The sequence below is a fragment of the Bradyrhizobium sp. CB1015 genome, from assembly GCF_025200925.1.
Taxonomy (GTDB): domain Bacteria; phylum Pseudomonadota; class Alphaproteobacteria; order Rhizobiales; family Xanthobacteraceae; genus Bradyrhizobium.
Map to the genome: position 1 here is coordinate 5175273 of NZ_CP104174.1, position 16252 is coordinate 5191524.

At 64.5% G+C, this 16252-nt stretch carries 14 protein-coding genes; 6 read left to right on the forward strand and 8 right to left on the reverse strand.

Annotated features, from left to right (window positions below; translation table 11 throughout):
- Window positions 1-39: 39 nt before the first annotated feature.
- Both N2604_RS24055 and N2604_RS24060 read right to left on the reverse strand, forming a co-directional pair.
- Window positions 40-1233 (reverse strand): serine hydrolase, encoded by a 1194-nt coding sequence (locus N2604_RS24055; protein WP_260370661.1) that lies wholly within the window; start codon window positions 1231-1233, stop codon window positions 40-42.
- A gap of 56 nt (window positions 1234-1289) precedes the next feature.
- Window positions 1290-2930, reverse strand: a complete 1641-nt coding sequence (locus N2604_RS24060) for an NAD(P)/FAD-dependent oxidoreductase (RefSeq protein WP_260370662.1) — start codon at window positions 2928-2930, stop codon at window positions 1290-1292.
- Window positions 2931-3244: 314 nt separating this feature from the next.
- Here N2604_RS24060 and N2604_RS24065 point away from each other — a divergent pair, with 314 nt between their 5' ends.
- Window positions 3245-4132, forward strand: coding sequence for a helix-turn-helix domain-containing protein (locus tag N2604_RS24065; protein WP_260370663.1), 888 nt, complete (start codon window positions 3245-3247; stop codon window positions 4130-4132).
- Window positions 4133-4185: 53 nt separating this feature from the next.
- On the opposite strand, the gene N2604_RS24070 is transcribed toward N2604_RS24065, so the two are convergent.
- The 3 genes from N2604_RS24070 to N2604_RS24080 form a co-directional block, all read right to left on the reverse strand.
- Complete coding sequence (locus tag N2604_RS24070) at window positions 4186-5397, reverse strand: MFS transporter (protein ID WP_260370664.1); 1212 nt, start codon at window positions 5395-5397, stop codon at window positions 4186-4188.
- Window positions 5397-6260, reverse strand: coding sequence for a 3-deoxy-8-phosphooctulonate synthase (gene kdsA / locus N2604_RS24075; RefSeq protein WP_260370665.1), 864 nt, complete (start codon window positions 6258-6260; stop codon window positions 5397-5399). Before kdsA ends, N2604_RS24070 begins: the two co-directional genes overlap by 1 nt.
- A gap of 117 nt (window positions 6261-6377) precedes the next feature.
- Window positions 6378-6704 carry an NIPSNAP family protein gene (locus N2604_RS24080; RefSeq protein WP_260370666.1) on the reverse strand — a complete coding sequence of 109 codons (327 nt, stop codon included), beginning with the start codon at window positions 6702-6704 and terminating at the stop codon, window positions 6378-6380.
- 214 nt (window positions 6705-6918) lie between these two features.
- Between N2604_RS24080 and N2604_RS24085 the strand changes: the two genes are divergently transcribed.
- Entirely contained in the window at window positions 6919-8577 is a 1659-nt protein-coding gene (locus N2604_RS24085; RefSeq protein ID WP_260370667.1) for a hypothetical protein, read from the forward strand.
- 42 nt (window positions 8578-8619) lie between these two features.
- Here the strand turns inward: N2604_RS24085 and N2604_RS24090 are convergent, their stop codons facing one another.
- The 3 genes from N2604_RS24090 to tpiA all read right to left on the reverse strand — a co-directional run bounded on the left by N2604_RS24090 (window position 8620) and on the right by tpiA (window position 11696).
- Window positions 8620-10251, reverse strand: coding sequence for a CTP synthase (locus tag N2604_RS24090; protein ID WP_027574370.1), 1632 nt, complete (start codon window positions 10249-10251; stop codon window positions 8620-8622).
- A gap of 166 nt (window positions 10252-10417) precedes the next feature.
- Window positions 10418-10801, reverse strand: coding sequence for a preprotein translocase subunit SecG (gene secG, locus N2604_RS24095; protein ID WP_260370668.1), 384 nt, complete (start codon window positions 10799-10801; stop codon window positions 10418-10420).
- Between the two features lie 139 nt (window positions 10802-10940).
- Window positions 10941-11696 carry a triose-phosphate isomerase gene (tpiA, locus tag N2604_RS24100; protein WP_260370669.1) on the reverse strand — a complete coding sequence of 252 codons (756 nt, stop codon included), beginning with the start codon at window positions 11694-11696 and terminating at the stop codon, window positions 10941-10943.
- Window positions 11697-11918: 222 nt separating this feature from the next.
- On the opposite strand from tpiA, the gene N2604_RS24105 reads away from it, so the two are divergent.
- From N2604_RS24105 to moaC, 4 genes are read left to right on the forward strand one after another with little or no spacing between them, the layout of a single operon-like run.
- On the forward strand, window positions 11919-13817 hold the full coding sequence (locus N2604_RS24105; protein ID WP_260370670.1) for a SurA N-terminal domain-containing protein: 1899 nt from the start codon (window positions 11919-11921) through the stop codon (window positions 13815-13817).
- Between the two features lie 14 nt (window positions 13818-13831).
- On the forward strand, window positions 13832-14845 hold the full coding sequence (trpD, locus tag N2604_RS24110; RefSeq protein ID WP_260370671.1) for an anthranilate phosphoribosyltransferase: 1014 nt from the start codon (window positions 13832-13834) through the stop codon (window positions 14843-14845).
- 8 nt (window positions 14846-14853) lie between these two features.
- Window positions 14854-15675, forward strand: coding sequence for an indole-3-glycerol phosphate synthase TrpC (trpC, locus tag N2604_RS24115; protein ID WP_260370672.1), 822 nt, complete (start codon window positions 14854-14856; stop codon window positions 15673-15675).
- On the forward strand, window positions 15675-16205 hold the full coding sequence (moaC, locus tag N2604_RS24120; RefSeq protein WP_260370673.1) for a cyclic pyranopterin monophosphate synthase MoaC: 531 nt from the start codon (window positions 15675-15677) through the stop codon (window positions 16203-16205). Before trpC ends, moaC begins: the two co-directional genes overlap by 1 nt.
- Window positions 16206-16252: the final 47 nt, after the last annotated feature.

The following is a 16252-nucleotide window of genomic DNA, read 5'->3' on the forward strand; positions in this document are numbered from 1 at the left end:
CTCGGCCGACAGCGACGAGGCCGCTCTCGCATCACGGTCCTAGCTTGCCAAGCGCTGCCTCAGGCTCTGGTAGAACGCCGTCTCGAAGTTCATATAGCCGATGAACGATGTCGGATCGCCGAAGGGCAGAATCTGGGTGGCCCAGAACCCGCCGACGTTGTTCTGCCGATCGATCCAGTAGAACAGGTTGGCAAGCCCGGCCCAGCCCAGCGCGCCGGCGGGACGTCCCGTCGGGGCTTCCTCGTCGTTGATCATGAAGCTCAGCGCCCAGGATTTGGATTGGCCCGGAAAGAATTCCGCGTCGTTGCACAGCGACGGGATGACACCCGTGATCGGCGTCACCTTCCTGTCGCCCAGATGGTTCTTTTCCGCCATCCGGACGGTTTCGGCTTTCAGCACGCGGCCGTGCTCGCCAGCCCCGTCATTCAGCCACATGCGGATGAAACGCATGTAGTCGCCGACCGTGCCGTACAGGCCGTGGCCGCCCATATGGACTTCGGGCTTTGCCGGAAGCTCGAAATCCATCGGCGTCAGCGACCCGTCGGCGTTTCGCGCGTGGATGCCGGCCAGTTTCTGGCGCATCGCGTCGGTCAGCTCGAAGGTCATGTCCTTGATCCCGAGCGGTTCGAAGATGCGCGTCTTGAAGACTTCACCGAGTCGCTTGCCCGTGATGGCCTCGACGATCTGGCCGCACCAGTCGAGATTTGTCCCATAGTCCCAGCGCTCGCCGGGATCGAACAGCAGCGGGGTCATCAGGCAGGCCTTGGTCGCGGTGATCACGCTGGGCTGCCCCTTTTCCTGGGCCAGTCGGTTATAGATGTGGTTGATGAAATCGTAGCTGAGGCCCGCCGTGTGGGTCATCAGCATGCGCGTGGTAATATCGCGCTTCGGTGCACGCAGGATCGGCTCGCCCGCTGCATCGAAGCCCTCGATTACCTGCAGCTTTCCGATCTCGTTCGCGTAGCGCTTCGCGGGCGCATCGAGATCGAGCTTGCCCTCCTCGATGAGTTGCAGAACGGCCGTGCCGGTAATCGCCTTGGTCGTGGAGAAAATGGCAAAGACACTGTCGGTGGTCATGTCGGCCGGCTGATCGAGCCGGCGTTTGCCGGCCGCGCCTTCATAGATGTTGCGCCGGCGGTCCGTCACCATTGCGACAACGCCGGGCACGCGCGGCGTCGATGTGACGACGCCGTCGAGAACGGCATCTGCCGTCGCGCCAAAATTCTTGATCATGATCGTCCTTCCCGTGCTGGATTGATTGATGTGGTCGATGCTCGCATCGCGAGCGCTCATTGCATCGCGAAGCCCTCGTAACCGTTCACCGCGACCTCGTCGCATTTCTGCCGATACGCGCCGACGCCGCCGCAGTACGACAGAACACGGCGCGGCTTGCCTTCGACGTTCGAGCCCAGGTACCAGGAATTGGTTTTCGCGATCAGCGTTGCGTTCGCGATCTCGTCGTGATGGGCCACCCAGCCGTCCTGGGCGTCCTTTGTCGGCTCGATCACCTTCAGGTCCTTGCTGCGCATGTACTTGATGCAGTCATCTATCCATTCGACCTGCTGCTGCAGGCAGGTGGTCATGTTGCACAGCGCGGCCGACGGAGCGAGCGGAACGGCGGTCGTGAACAGGTTGGGATAGCCGTGAACCTGCAGGCCCATCGTGGTGCGGATGTCCCTGCCCCAGTCCTCCCTCAGCGATCGGCCGCCCCGGCCCCTGATATCGATGCGCGTCAAGGCACCGGTGCCGGCGTCGAAGCCGGTTGCAAGGATAATGACATCCAGCTCATGGACCGTACCGTCAGCGGTCTGAATACCCGTGGGCGTCACGCGATCGATCGGATTGCTCTTGACGCTGACGATCTCGACGTTGGGACGATGGAAGGCCTCGAGGAAGTTCTGCTCGAGCGGTACACGGTGCGTTCCGAACCCATATTCGGCAGGAATCAACGCATCGCACAGTTTCGGATCCCCGAGCCGCTCGCGCATCTTCCCGCGCACGAATTCGGAGATCTCGGCATTGACCTCCGGGTCGAAGAACAGCTCGGCGAACGAGGATATCCAGAGCTTCAGCGAACCGTCATTCCAGCAAGCCTCGATCACCGCGCGGCGGCGCTCCGGCGTGAGGTCCGCCCAGGCGTGCTCGAAGTCGTATTCAAAGCCGGTGAAGGTGCGCGGCAGGCGTTCGGTGAGCGACTTGAACCTCGACTTGTAGTCCTCGACTTCCGCGGCTCCAAATTTCGGATTCTTCATCGGGATGATGTATTGCGGCGTGCGGATGAACACCTTGAGATGGCCGACATCGCCGGCGATCGTCTGGATGACCTGGATGCCGGTCGCACCGTTGCCGATGACTCCGACGCGCTTGCCTGCGAGGTCGACAGGCTGCTTCGGCCAGCGCGCCGTATGGAACAACTGGCCCTTGAAAGTCTCCTGCCCCGGAAACGATACGTAGGGAGCCGACAGCATGCCGCAGCAGGTGACTAGAAACTGGGTGTCGATCACGTCGCCCCGGTCGGTCGTGACCAGCCAGCGCTGCGTGGCCTCGTTGAAATGCGCGCTCTTGACCGTCGTGCTGAACTGGATGTCCTTGCGCAGATCGAGACGGTCGGCGACGTAGTTCATCCAGCGTTCGATTTCGGGCTGGCCCGGAAATTTCTCGCTCCAGCTCCAACCCTTGTAGAGCTCCTCCGAGAAAAGATACTGGTAGATATAGGCCTCGGAGTCGAAGCGCGCGCCGGGATATCGATTCCAATACCAGGTGCCGCCGACGCCTGACGCGGCGTCGATCCCCCTGACGCTCAATCCCTGCTCGCGCAGACGATAGAGTTGATAGAGCCCGGCGACGCCGGCTCCGACAACCAGGGCATCGAACCTCGCGGTTCCATGCGAACCGTTGCTTCCATTGGATTTGGTCACGGCTTCCGCCATTTTTTTCCTCCTCGGTGGTTTTTGGGTGCGCAAGCCCTTCCCCACCCGTCATGCGATCGGATGGTGGTGCAGTGCGTCATTGTTGATCCCATCAGTGCGGGACAGCGGAAAGCTATGAGTATTCCGGCGGCTGGAGCTTGAACAAATCTGACAATTCTTTGAACGAAGCCGCCCTCCCTTACCGGCACTGCAGTTCGGCAACGCGGCTCGCTTGGCAAATGGCAAAACCGGCTTATGCTCGTCTCCGCCGTTCGGCCAATGAGAAGCAGAAGCGGTCAACCGCGCCTTAGAATTCAGGGAAGGAGTCTCGGGCGATGGGCCAATTCATCACGGTCGAGGAACTGCCACGCTACGCTCCCGGCCAATTGATGCTGGACAGTTCCGCGGTGGGCAAGACTGACTTTCGGCTGCGCGTCTTCCGCTATGCGCCGTCCGACATCTGGGTGCCGCCGTCGGAGAATTTCCTGATCGTCGTCTATCGCGAAGGCACCACGTCGATGAACCGCCGTGTGACCGGCGCCTGGAAGCAGGATCACGTCGGACGCGGCGTCACAACCCTGCTGACACGTGCGGAGCCTTCGAACTGGCGCTGGAGCAATGACCTCGAAGTCAGCCATTTCTACATCTCGCCGAGCCTGATGACGAAGACCGCGAGCGAGGCATTCGACCGCGACTCAGAAGGCGTCGAACTCCACGATCTGCTCAGGATCGAAGATCCGGTGCTGACCTGGATCGGCGACCGAATGGTGCAGGAAGTGTCCGAAGGCGGTCCGGGCGGCCGGCTCTGCTACGATGCGCTGGCACTTCAGGCGAGCGTGCACATCTTGCGAAAATATGCCTCGGTGGAATTCAAGCTGCCCTGTTCGCAGGGGCGCTTCAGGCCAGCGCATGCAAGGCTGATCGAGGACTATGTCGAACAGAACATCTCCAGCAACATCACGCTCGAGGAGCTAGCCAATATCTGCAACTGCTCGCCCGTGCAGTTCGCGCGCAAGTTCCAAGTGCACTATGGCATGCGGCCGCATGCCTATGTCCTGAGCCGCAAGGTGGAGCGCGCCTGCCAACATTTGCGCAAGGATCGGCTCGCCCTGAAAGAGATTGCGCTCTTGAGCGGATTTTCCGATCAAAGCCATCTCAATCGGATTTTCCGCAGACACATGAACATCACGCCGGCCGAGTATCGCAAGAACTGCGTGAGCTAGCCTCCTCCACCCAGTCCAGCGATCCAACCGGACATGCATCGTGTCGCCACCTGTCAGGCCAGCGCATCGGACGGTGCACGCTGCTTGAGCAGCCGCGCGCAGACGAGGCCCAGCACCACCATGATCGCGGCGCTTGCGAGCAATGTCGGCACCTTGCCGCCATGCTGCAGTCCGAAGCCGTAGGCGAGCGGCCCCACCGTCTGCCCCATGAAGAAGAAGAACGAATGCAGCGACATCGCGGTCGCCCGCGCCCCGATCGACAGCTCGCTGGCGAACACCTGCAGACAACCATGGATCATGTAGAAGCCCCAGCCCATCGCCAGCATGCTGGCAAATTGCAGCTGCCAGCCGGGACCGAAAGCGAGCGCGCCGAGCTGCAACGCCACGAGGCACGCGCCCGCGATCATCATGCCCTTGACGCCGAGCCGCGGCAGCATGCGCGAGACGGTGAGCGTGTAGAGCAACCCGCCGACCGCAAATCCAGCGATCACGATGCCCGCGATCGACAGCGATTTCTCGCCGAGATCGAACAGGAACGCGGCGATGAAGGGAAACAGGCCGAACACGCAGCAACCTTCGACGAACACGGCCGAATAGCTGTAGCGCGTGTTCGGATTGGAGAAGATCGTGCGATAGCCCTGCCGCAACGTCCTGAAATCCGTCTTCGGCGGTGCTGTCAGCGCAGCCCCGCGAAACCCCGCCGCAACGGCCGCGGCCGCGATCAGCCCAAGCGCGCCGAGGATCACGAGCACGCCGCGCCAGCCGATGAAATCGCCGATGATTCCGCTGGCGGATGAGCCGAGCAGATTGCCGGTCATCGAGCCCGCCATCGTGCGCCCGATCGCAACCTGCCGCTTGGCCGGCGCAACGAGATCGGCGGTGAGGCCAAGCGCGACCGGAAACACGCCGCCCGCGGCGATGCCGGCCAGGATGCGGCTTGCGAACAGGCCCGAGAAGGAGGTGGCAAGCGCGCCGAGGATGCAGGCGACGCCGAGCAGCGCCAGGCACGCCGTCATCAATCGCGCCTTGCCGAACAGATCGGCGGCAGCTCCAATCGCCGGCTGAACCAGCGCGTAGATCAGGGCGAAACCGGCCGCGATGCTCGCCGCCGTCGTGATGCTGATGGCGAAATCATCCGCGACATGCGGCAGGACGGGATCGAGCGCGCGCGTCGACAGCGCGGCCGAGAAGCCGGCGAGCGCAATGATGTTGATCGCAGGCGGAAATTTCTGGTCGGACGACGGCCTGTTCACAGGCTGGTGCATCAGCGCGTGGTGCTCTTTGACGTATTCTTAGCCAGTGCGTCGAACGCCATCAGCCGGGCGATAAGCCCCTCGAACTCGCGCAGTGGCACCATGTTGGGGCCGTCGGAAGGCGCGCGATCGGGATCGGGATGGGTCTCGATGAAGACGCCGGCAACGCCGACTGCGACAGCCGCGCGCGCCAGCACCGGCACGAATTCGCGCTCGCCGCCCGAGGACGTGCCCTTCCCGCCCGGCTGCTGCACCGAATGGGTGGCGTCGAAGATGACGGGCGCGCCGGTGGTGCGCGCCAGGATCGGCAGCGCGCGCATGTCCGAGACGAGCGTGTTGTAGCCGAACGAGGCGCCGCGCTCGGTGACGAGCACGTTCGGATTGTCCGCGCTCGTGATCTTGGTCACGACGTTGGCCATGTCCCAGGGCGCCAGAAACTGGCCCTTCTTGACGTTGACGACCTTGCCGGTCGCAGCCGCCGCCAGCAGCAGATCGGTCTGCCGGCACAGGAAGGCCGGGATTTGCAGGATGTCCACCGCCTGCGCCACCTCGGCGCATTGGGTGGCCTCGTGCACGTCCGTCAGCACCGGCAGGCCGAGCGAAGATCGGATCTCGGCGAAAATCGGCAGCGACTGGGCAAGGCCCAGCCCGCGCGCCGCCGCCGCGCTGGTGCGGTTGGCCTTGTCGAACGAGGTCTTGTAGACGAGGCCGATGTTAAGCCGCGCCGCGATCTCCTTCAGCGCGGAGGCCACCTCCAGCGCATGCTGGCGGCTCTCGAGCTGGCAGGGTCCCGCAATGACCGAGATCGGCAGATCATTGCCGAATTTGACTTTGCCGATGGTGACGACCGGCGCCGCTGACGTCGAAGAGCTCAAGGCAAATCCCTCGTTTCGGCGCGACCATAGCCGCCATGAGGGTCGGATCAACCCCATTCGCCCGGGAGCGTTCGAATATCAGGGTTGCGCCAGGGTTACCTGCCCGCCCGCCGCCCGCTACTTCACCGCCGAGAAGGCGGTCGGCGCCAGGATCTGGCTGACGATGTTGGCAACGATCTGGCCGTCGGCTTCGCTCTCGGCGCGCGCCTTCATCCAGTCCGGATCGGTCATGAACGCGCCCCACTTCGTCTCGCGCTCGGCAAGCGAGTCCCAGGCGAGGAAATAGGTCAGCTCCTGGTTGGATTCGCCGATCAGGGTGGTGAAGAACCCGGCCTGCTTGATACCGTGCTTCTCCCAGATCTTGAGCGTGGCGGTCTCGAACCGCTTGAGCAAGGCCGGCAGGCGGCCTGGCACGCAACGATACTGGCGCATTTCGTAGATCATTCATGCTCCTCCCTGACAGGAGCGGCGGTTATACCCGCTGGCCACAACTCTGTCTTGAGCCTCACCCGGGGGCCCCTCATGGCGTTTGGCGCATGGCTCGATAGCGCGGGGCCGGCGCTCTTGATAATGTGCAGGCTCGGACCGGGGGTATCAGCCGCCGACGGTCCGAGAGCAATCGGCGAAACGACCGAAGCGATCAAAGGGGGCGAAGGCAATGACCTATTTTGATCTCGGACCCTACAGCCGCAAAATCACCACGACTTCGCCTGATGCGCAGCTCTGGTTCGACCGAGGGCTCAACTGGGTGTTCGGATTCAACCACGGCGAGGCGATCAAATGTTTTCGCAAGGCGCTCGAGTTCGATAGCAGCTGCGCCATGGCGCATTGGGGCATCGGCTACGCCGCGGGTCCCAACTACAACCTGCCCTGGGTCCGCTACGACGCGCAAGGCCGTCAATTGGCGCTCGCGACGTCATACGATGCGACGCAGGACGCGCTCGCGCAGGCGGATAAGGCCAGCCCGGTCGAGCAAGCGCTGATCCGCGCCTTGTCGGCGCGCTATCCGCAGCGCGAAGCGATCGAGGACATGGCCCCGTGGGACAAGGCCTTCACGCGAGAGATGCGAAAGGTCTTCGCCACGTATCCCGACGATCTCGAGGTCCGAGCCATCTTTGCCGAATCGATCATGAACGAGACGCCGTGGCTGATGTGGGACCTCGAGTCTGGAGAACCCACCAAGGGCGCCGGCACCGAGGAATGCAGGGCCGTGCTCGAACAAGCTTTCGATCGATGGCCGGCTGCGTGGAATCATCCGGGGCTGCTTCATCTCTACGTCCACCTCATGGAGATGTCGCCCTTCCCGCAACGGGCGATGCGGGCTGGCGACCGGCTGCGCGGGATCGCCCCCGAGTGCGGCCATCTGATCCACATGCCGACGCATCTAGACGTGCTGTGCGGGCAGTACAACGACGTCCTGCTCTACAATCAGAAGGCTCTGGCGACCGACCGCAGGTTCCTCGCTTATTCGGACGATCCGGGTGTCTACCTGGTCTATGTCATCCACAACTTCCACTTCGCCATCTACGGCGCGATGTTCCTGGGTCAATACGCCCCCGCGATCGCAGCGGCCGAGGAACTCATTGCCACCGTGCCCGAGCCGGTGCTGCGCATTCAATCGCCCCCCATGGCGGACTTCCTGGAAGGCTATTTGACGATGAAGCAGCATGTTCTCGTGCGTTTCGGCAAATGGCACGACATCATTGCTCAACAGCTGCCGGAGGATCGGCAGCTATACTGCTCGGTGACGGCGATGATCCACTACGCCAAGGCGGTGGCTCATTCGGCGCTTGGCCATGTCACTGAGGCCGAAACCGAGAAAGCGTTGTTCGCACAGGCGAAGACGCGCGTGCCGGAGAGCCGGCTCGTGCACAACAACAAGGTCGTCGCCCTGCTCGGCGTGGCCGAAGCCATGTTGAATGGCGAACTGGAATATCGCAAAGCCAACTACGACTTTGCGTTCGCTGAGCTGCGCAGATCCGTCGCGCTCAGCGACGCCCTGCCCTATGATGAGCCGTGGGGATGGATGCAGCCACCGCGTCACGCGCTCGGCGCTCTGCTGCTGGAGCAGGGACGAATCGAGGAAGCCGAGGCGGTGTACCGTTCCGATCTCGGCCTCGACGGAAAGCTGAGCCGGGCCTGCCAGCATCCCGATAATCTGTGGTCGCTTCACGGCTTGCACGAATGTCTCATGCGGCGTGGCGACAATGCCGAGAGGCCGCTGATCAAGCAGCGACTTGACCTCGCCCAGTCGCGGGCGGAGGTGCCGATCAAGGCATCCTGCTTCTGCCGCAGGATGGACATCGCGGCGGCGTAGCCGGACGTGCGAGCAAGACTTCGTCAGGTAAGACCGAGCCGGCTACACCAGCCGGCTCTGCACCATCGCCGCCTGAATGAACGAGGCGAACAGCGGGTGCGGCTCGAAGGGCCGCGACTTCAGCTCGGGGTGGAACTGGACGCCGATGAACCAGGGGTGGTCCTCGTATTCGACGATTTCAGGCAGCACGCCGTCGGGCGAGAGGCCTGAGAATTTCAGGCCGTGCTGCTCGAGGCGGTCCTTATAGGCGGTGTTGACCTCGTACCGATGGCGGTGACGCTCGGAGATTTCGGTCGCGCCGCCATAGACCTGCGAGACACGGCTGCCGCGGTTGAGCGTTGCCGGATAGGCGCCAAGCCGCATCGTGCCGCCGAGATCGCCCGCCTGCGAGCGCTTCTCGAGCTCGTTGCCGCGCAGCCATTCCGTCATCAGGCCGACCAGCGGCTCCTTGGTCGGGCCGAACTCGGTGGAGTTGGCGTCCTCGATGCCGACAAGGTTTCGCGCGGCCTCGATCACGGCCATCTGCATGCCGAAGCAGATGCCGAAATACGGCACGTCGCGCTCGCGCGCGAACTGCGCCGCCTTGATCTTGCCTTCCGCGCCGCGCTGGCCGAAGCCGCCGGGCACCAGAATGCCGTTGACGTGCTCGAGGAACGGCGCCGGATCTTCCTTCTCGAAGATCTCGCTCTCAATCCAGTCGAGATTGACCTTCACCTTGTTGGCGATGCCGCCATGCGAGAGCGCCTCGATCAGCGACTTATACGCATCCTTCATGCCGGTGTACTTGCCGACGATGGCGATGGTGACGTTGCCTTCGGGGTTGCGGATGCGCTCGTTGATCTCCTGCCAGCTGCGCAGCTCCGGCGGAATCCGCGACGCGATGCCGAAGGCGGCGAGCACTTCGTCGTCGAGGCCCGCATTGTGGTAGGCCTCGGGGACCGCGTAGATGTTGTCGACGTCGCGCGCCTCGATCACGGCGCTTTCGCGCACGTTGCAGAACAGCCCGAGCTTGCGCCGCTCTTCCTTCGGGATCTCGCGATCGGTGCGGCAGAGCAGGATGTCCGGCTGGATGCCGATCGAACGCAGCTCCTTCACCGAGTGCTGCGTCGGTTTCGTCTTCAATTCGCCAGCGCTCGGGATGTAGGGCAGCAGCGTCAGATGGATGTAGACGGCGTGATCGCGCGGCAGCTCGTTCTTGAGCTGGCGGATCGCCTCGAAGAACGGCAGGCCCTCGATGTCGCCGACGGTGCCGCCGATCTCGACCAGCACGAAGTCGTAATCGTCGTTGCCGTCGAGGACGAATTCCTTGATGGCGTTGGTGACGTGCGGAACCACCTGGATGGTCGCGCCGAGGTAATCGCCGCGGCGTTCCTTGGAGATGATGTCCTGGTAGATGCGTCCGGTGGTGATGTTGTCGGCCTTGGTCGCCGGCCGGCCGGTGAAGCGTTCGTAGTGACCGAGATCGAGATCGGTCTCCGCGCCATCATCGGTCACGAACACTTCGCCGTGCTGATACGGCGACATCGTTCCAGGATCGAGGTTGAGATAGGGGTCGAGCTTGCGGAGGCGGACCTTGTAGCCCCGGGCCTGCAGCAGGGCACCCAGTGCCGCCGAAGCCAGACCCTTGCCGAGCGAAGAAACCACGCCGCCGGTGATGAATATATACCGCGCCATGGGACTTAACCTCTAATCCCTCGAATTCGATTCGCCAAAGCGATTCGTATTCCGCCCCAAAGATTTTGCGGGCCTGTGGGTGATCCAGAACTAAGAGTGGTGACAGTGCCTTGATGGGGATTGTTGATGCAGGACGGTAGCCATCGCCCTGCATGGCCCCCCTGCTTTATTGCGAGCGTGGCACCTGAGGACCGGTCGGAGCCGGTGCCTGCTGCTGCTCGTCGGCCTTCTTGAGCGAATCCAGGATACCGCCCGAGGTCGGCGGCGCGATCGGCAATCCGCCGGCCGGCTGGGTCTGCGCGGGCTGGCCGATGATCGACGACGGCTTGCGGTCGTAACCGGCATACCAGGACAGGAACAGGCTGGTGAGGAAGAAGCCGACGGCCAGGATCGCCGTGGTCCGCGTCAGCAGGTTCGCCGTGCCGCGGCTCGACATGAAGCCCGCGCCGCCGCCCATGCCGAGGCCGCCGCCTTCCGACTTCTGGAGCAGGACGGCACCGATCATGACGGCGACGATCATGAGGTGGATGACGATTACAACGGTCTGCATGATATCCTTCCGTCACAAGCGGGCGGCGCCTGACGGCGGCCGATCGCGCTTCGCGGGTTTTCCTGAAGTTGCGCGGTGTTACACGATCGGAGGTGGCAATGCCACCCCCGATCGGGCCCGGACCCGCGGTTCGGGTTAGCTAGGGGCACCCCTTCGCAATCGCAAGGAAATCGGCCGCTTTCAGGCTGGCGCCGCCGACCAGAGCCCCGTTGACGTTCTTCACCGCCATCAGCTCGGCGGCATTCGAGGGCTTGACCGAGCCGCCGTAGAGAATCCGCGTCCCAGCCCCCTCGTCCTTGAACCTGGAGGTCAGGAGCTCCCGGATAAAGCCATGAATCTGCTCGACATCCTTGGCTGTGGGGGTCAGCCCGGTGCCGATCGCCCAGACCGGCTCATAGGCCACGACCAGATTGGCCGCCGTCGAGCCATCCGGCAGTGAGCCGTCGAGCTGCCCACGCAGGATATCCAGGGTGTGGCCGGCGTCGCGCTGGCCCTGCGTTTCGCCGACGCAGACGATCGCAATGGCCCCGGCGCGCCAGGCCGCCTCGGCCTTCTGCCGGATCAACGCGTCGCCCTCGCCGTGGTCGGCGCGGCGCTCGGAATGGCCGACAATAATGGCGGTTGCTCCCCCATCCACGAGCATTTCGGCAGCGATATCGCCGGTATGGGCGCCGGAAGCCTTGGGGTGGCAGTCCTGGGCCCCGACCGCGACCTTCTTGCCGCGCGCCTTCTCGGCGAAGGCCGCAACCAGGGTCGCCGGCGGGCAGACCAGCAGGTCGGCCTTGCCAGCCACGTCTGCCGCGCCGTTGAGCATGGCGTCGAATTCGGCAACCTGGGCCTTCAGGCCGTTCATTTTCCAGTTGCCGGCGATCAGCGGTCGGATGGCGTCGGTCATGTCAATGTCCAGCAGAATGAGGTTTGTGCATGCGCTAGCAGAGGACCTGCCGCAGTTCCAGAGACCAGGAGCGTTTGACCGCAGCTTCTCGCCGTCGCATGAGGCGAGGTTGCGGGGGGAAAGCCGCCACTTTATGATGATCTATCAATTTGGTGACGCGCTTTTGCGGAATCTGCATTAAGACGCGCTCCGTTCCCCTCCTGACCAAACAAGTTGGACCAAATGCTCCGAGGAATGCGCAAGGCCTCATCGAACTGGCTCGGCAAGACCATTATGGCCGTGGTGATGGGCGTGTTGATCGTCAGTTTCGGCATTTGGGGCATCGCCGACATCTTTAAGGGCTTCGGCCAGTCCACGGTGGCCAAGATCGGTCGCACCGAGATCTCGCTCAACGAGTTCCGGCAGATCTACACCGACCGCCTGCAGCAGATCAGCCGGCAGTTCGGCCGCCCGCTGACGCCCGACCAGGCGCGCGCCTTCGGCCTGGATCGCCAGGTGTTGCAGCAGACCATTGCCGAGGCCGCGCTCGACGAAGAGGCGCGCCGGCTCGGACTCGGCCAGTCGGACGAGCAGATCCGCCAGCTCATCATGAACGACCCCAACTTCAAGGGCGTCGGCGGTAATTTCGACGCGAACCGCTTCCAGGCCCTGATCCGCAACTTCGGCTACACCGAGCAGCGCTATGTTGCCGAGCAGCGCAAGGTGTCGCTGCGCCGGCAGATCACCGGCACGGTCGGCGCCGGCCTCGAGCCGCCAAAGGCCATGATCGACGTGCTGACGCGGTTCCAGAACGAGCAGCGCGCCATTGAATTCGTCAAGCTCGACGCCGCTCAAGCCGGCGCCATCGAGGCGCCCTCGCCCGAAGCCCTCGCGACCTATTTCGAGGACCACAAGGTCCAGTTCCGCGCGCCCGAATATCGCAAGATCGCCTTCGTCGTGATCTCGCCGGAAGAAATCGGCAAATGGACCGAGGTTTCCGATGAGGACGCCAAGAAGATGTTCGAGCAGCGCAAGGACCGGCTCGGCACGCCGGAGAAGCGGCAGATCCACCAGATCGTGTTTCCCAATGAGGCCGAGGCAAAGGCGGCACGCGAGCGCCTCGCCGGCGGCATGTCGTTCGAGGACCTCGGCAAGGAGCGCGGGCTGAGCGCTTCCGACGTCGATCTCGGACTGGTGACCAAGTCGGCGCTCGACCCTGCGGTCGGGACGGCTGCATTCGCGCTTCCGGCCGGTGAGATCAGCCAGCCGATTCAGGGCGCCCTCGGCACCTCCATCGTCAAGGTCGACAAGATCGAGCCGGGCAATGAGGCCGATTACGCCAAGCTCGCCGGCGACATCAAGCGCGAGATCGCGACTGAGCGCGCACGCGTCAAGGTCGCCGATCTCCGCGACAAGATGGAAGACGAGCGCGGCGGCGGCTCCAGCGTGATCGACGCGGCGCAGAAGCTCGGCCTCACCGCCGTGACCATCGACGCCGTCGACCGCTCCGGCCGCGCCCCGAACGGCCAACCGGTCGCCAACATCCCGCAGGGCCTCGACGTGGTGTCGCAGGCCTTCAACACCGACGTCGGCGTCGACAACGACGCGATCTCGTTTAGGGGCGGCTATGTCTGGTACGACGTGCTCGCCATCACGCCCTCGCGCGACCGCAATCTCGACGAGGTCCGCGACCAGGTCGAGGCGCGCTGGCGCCAGGACCAGATCGCGACCAAGCTGAAGGCCAAGGCGACCGAGATGGTGCAGAAGCTTGAAGCGGGCGGCAAGCTCGCCGACGAGGCCGCCGCGGTCGGCGCCAAGCTCGAGACCGCGACCGGCTTCAAGCGCGACGACTCGCCCGCCGGCGTGCCCGGCACCGTCGTGGCGGCGGCCTTCCGCACTGCCAAGGACGGCATCGGACAGACGGCCGTGAGCGGCGGCAGCGAGGTGATCGTCTTCCGCGTCACCGACATCGTCGATCCCGCGGTCGACTTTGCCTCGGACGCGGTCAAGAAGCTGAAGGAGAGCCTCGACCGGGCCCAGACCGAGGAGCAGGTCGCTTCCTACGTCAACAAGCTTGAAACCGACATCGGGACCACCATTAATCAGGCCGCCTTCGCGCAGGTGACCGGCGCGAACCAGTGAGTTGAAAGCACGCGATGGACGACCTGAAATCGATCATTGGAAAAGTGGCGACCGGCGCCAGCCTGTCGCGTGACGAAGCCGCCTCCGCCTTCGATGCCATGATGAGCGGCGAGGCCACGCCCTCGCAGATGGGCGGGCTCTTGATGGCGCTGCGGGTGCGCGGCGAGACCGTGGACGAGATCACCGGCGCGGTCGCGGCAATGCGCTCGAAGATGCTGACCGTGCAGGCGCCGCCCGAGGCGGTCGACATCGTCGGCACAGGCGGCGACGGCTCCGGCTCGGTCAACGTCTCGACCTGCGCGTCCTTCATCGTCTCGGGTGCCGGCGTGCCCGTGGCCAAGCACGGCAACCGCGCGCTGTCGTCGCGCTCGGGCGCCGCCGACGTGCTGGCCTCGCTCGGGGTGAGGATCGATCTCAAGCCCGAGCAGGTCGGCCGCTGCGTGCGCGAATGCGGCATCGGCTTCATGTTCGCCCCCGCCCACCATCCCGCCATGAAGAACGTCGGCCCGACCCGGGTCGAGCTCGCCACGCGCACCATCTTCAATCTGCTCGGCCCCTTGTCCAACCCGGCCGGCGTGAAGCGGCAGATGGTCGGCGTGTTCTCCAGGCAGTGGGTGCAGCCGCTCGCGCAGGTGCTGAAGAACCTCGGTTCACACTCCGCCTGGGTGGTGCACGGCTCCGACGGTCTCGACGAGATCACCCTCACCGGCCCGACCTTCGTCTCCGCGCTCCACAACGGCGAGATCCGGAGTTTCGAGGTGACGCCGGAGGAAGCCGGGCTCCCGCGTTGCGAGGCCGGTGCGCTCAAAGGCGGCGACGCCGATGCCAACGCGATCGCGTTGCAGAGCGTGCTCGACGGCAAGCCGAGCCCCTATCGCGACGTGGCGCTGCTCAACGCCGCCGCCGCGCTGGTCGTGGCCGGCCGCGCCAAGGACCTCAAGGAGGGCGTCGCGATCGGCGTCCGCTCGATCGACAGCGGCGCGGCCAACGCGAAGCTGAAGCACCTGGTCGCGGTCTCCAACGGCTGAACTCCCGCATGTCCGACATCCTGACCAAGATCGAGACCTACAAGCGCGAGGAGATCGCGGCGGCAAAGCGCGCGCGGCCGCTCTCCACCGTCGAGGCACAAGCCAAGGCCGCCTCCGCGCCGCGCGGCTTCCTGCGCGCGATCAAAGCCAAGCACGCCAATGGCGGCTACGCGCTGATCGCCGAGATCAAGAAGGCCTCACCCTCCAAAGGTCTCATTCGCGCCGATTTCGACCCGCCGGCACTCGCAAAGGCCTATGAGGCGGGCGGCGCAGCCTGCCTGTCGGTGTTGACCGACACGCCCTCGTTCCAGGGCCATCTCGACTTCATGGTGGCTGCGCGCGAAGCAACCTCGCTCCCCGTGTTGCGCAAGGATTTCTTGTTCGATCCCTACCAGGTGGTCGAGGCCCGCGCGCACGGCGCCGACTGCATCCTGATCATCATGGCGGCGCTCGAGGACGCCGCCGCCGGAGAGCTCGAGGACGCCGCCATGTCCCATGGCATGGACGTCTTGATCGAGATCCACGACCGCACCGAGCTCGACCGGGCGCTGAAGCTGCGGTCGCCGATGATCGGCGTCAACAACCGCAATCTGCGCACCTTCGAGACCACCCTGGCGACCAGCGAAGCGCTGGCGCCGCTGATCCCCGGCGATCGGCTGATGGTCGGCGAGAGCGGTATCTTCACGCCCGAGGACCTCGCCCGGCTGGAGCGCGTCGGCATGTCGACCTTCCTGGTCGGCGAGAGCCTGATGCGGCAGGCCGACGTCACGGCAGCGACGCGCGCGCTGCTCGCGCGCGAGGCCAGCGCGCGCGCCACAGGCACGCGCTGATGGCGCGCAAGACTTCCACGACCAAGACTTCCACGACCAAGTCTTCGAAGAAAGCGGGCCCCGCCCTCAGCCATATCGGCGCCTCAGGCGAGGCACGGATGGTCGACGTCTCGGACAAGCCCGCGACGGAGCGGCTTGCCGTCGCCGAGGGGCGCGTCGTCATGACCAGGACGACGTTCGACCTGATCGTGTCCGGCAACGCCAAGAAAGGCGACGTGCTCGGCACCGCGCGCATCGCCGGCATCATGGCTGCCAAGCGCACCTCGGAGCTGATCCCGCTCTGTCATCCGCTCGCGCTGTCCAAGGTCATCGTCGACATCGAGCCTGACCCAAAGCTGCCGGGCTGCGTGATACGGGCCAGCGTGAAGGTGACGGGACCGACCGGCGTCGAGATGGAGGCGCTCACGGCAGTGTCGGTCGCCTGCCTCACCATCTATGACATGATCAAGGCAGTCGAGCGCGGCGTGCGCATCGAGGGCATCCATCTGGTCGAGAAGCTCGGCGGCAAGTCCGGCCATTACCGCGCCTGAAGCGGGCTTGCGTTAACGCCCCACTTTCGCGCCGCGCGCATGGATTG

Excerpts from the sequence above, each read along its gene's own strand:
- moaC (WP_260370673.1), top strand. The coding sequence starts at position 15,675 with ATGGCGCGCAAGACTTCCACGACCAAGACTTCCACGACCAAGTCTTCG.
- N2604_RS24065 (WP_260370663.1), top strand. The coding sequence starts at position 3,245 with ATGGGCCAATTCATCACGGTCGAGGAACTGCCACGCTACGCTCCCGGC.
- tpiA (WP_260370669.1), bottom strand. The coding sequence starts at position 11,696 with ATGACCGACGCCATCCGACCGCTGATCGCCGGCAACTGGAAAATGAAC.
- N2604_RS24070 (WP_260370664.1), bottom strand. The coding sequence starts at position 5,397 with ATGCACCAGCCTGTGAACAGGCCGTCGTCCGACCAGAAATTTCCGCCT.
- N2604_RS24085 (WP_260370667.1), top strand. The coding sequence starts at position 6,919 with ATGACCTATTTTGATCTCGGACCCTACAGCCGCAAAATCACCACGACT.
- N2604_RS24105 (WP_260370670.1), top strand. The coding sequence starts at position 11,919 with ATGCTCCGAGGAATGCGCAAGGCCTCATCGAACTGGCTCGGCAAGACC.
- N2604_RS24055 (WP_260370661.1), bottom strand. The coding sequence starts at position 1,233 with ATGATCAAGAATTTTGGCGCGACGGCAGATGCCGTTCTCGACGGCGTC.
- N2604_RS24080 (WP_260370666.1), bottom strand. The coding sequence starts at position 6,704 with ATGATCTACGAAATGCGCCAGTATCGTTGCGTGCCAGGCCGCCTGCCG.
- trpD (WP_260370671.1), top strand. The coding sequence starts at position 13,832 with ATGGACGACCTGAAATCGATCATTGGAAAAGTGGCGACCGGCGCCAGC.
- secG (WP_260370668.1), bottom strand. The coding sequence starts at position 10,801 with ATGCAGACCGTTGTAATCGTCATCCACCTCATGATCGTCGCCGTCATG.
- trpC (WP_260370672.1), top strand. The coding sequence starts at position 14,854 with ATGTCCGACATCCTGACCAAGATCGAGACCTACAAGCGCGAGGAGATC.
- N2604_RS24060 (WP_260370662.1), bottom strand. The coding sequence starts at position 2,930 with ATGGCGGAAGCCGTGACCAAATCCAATGGAAGCAACGGTTCGCATGGA.
- N2604_RS24090 (WP_027574370.1), bottom strand. The coding sequence starts at position 10,251 with ATGGCGCGGTATATATTCATCACCGGCGGCGTGGTTTCTTCGCTCGGC.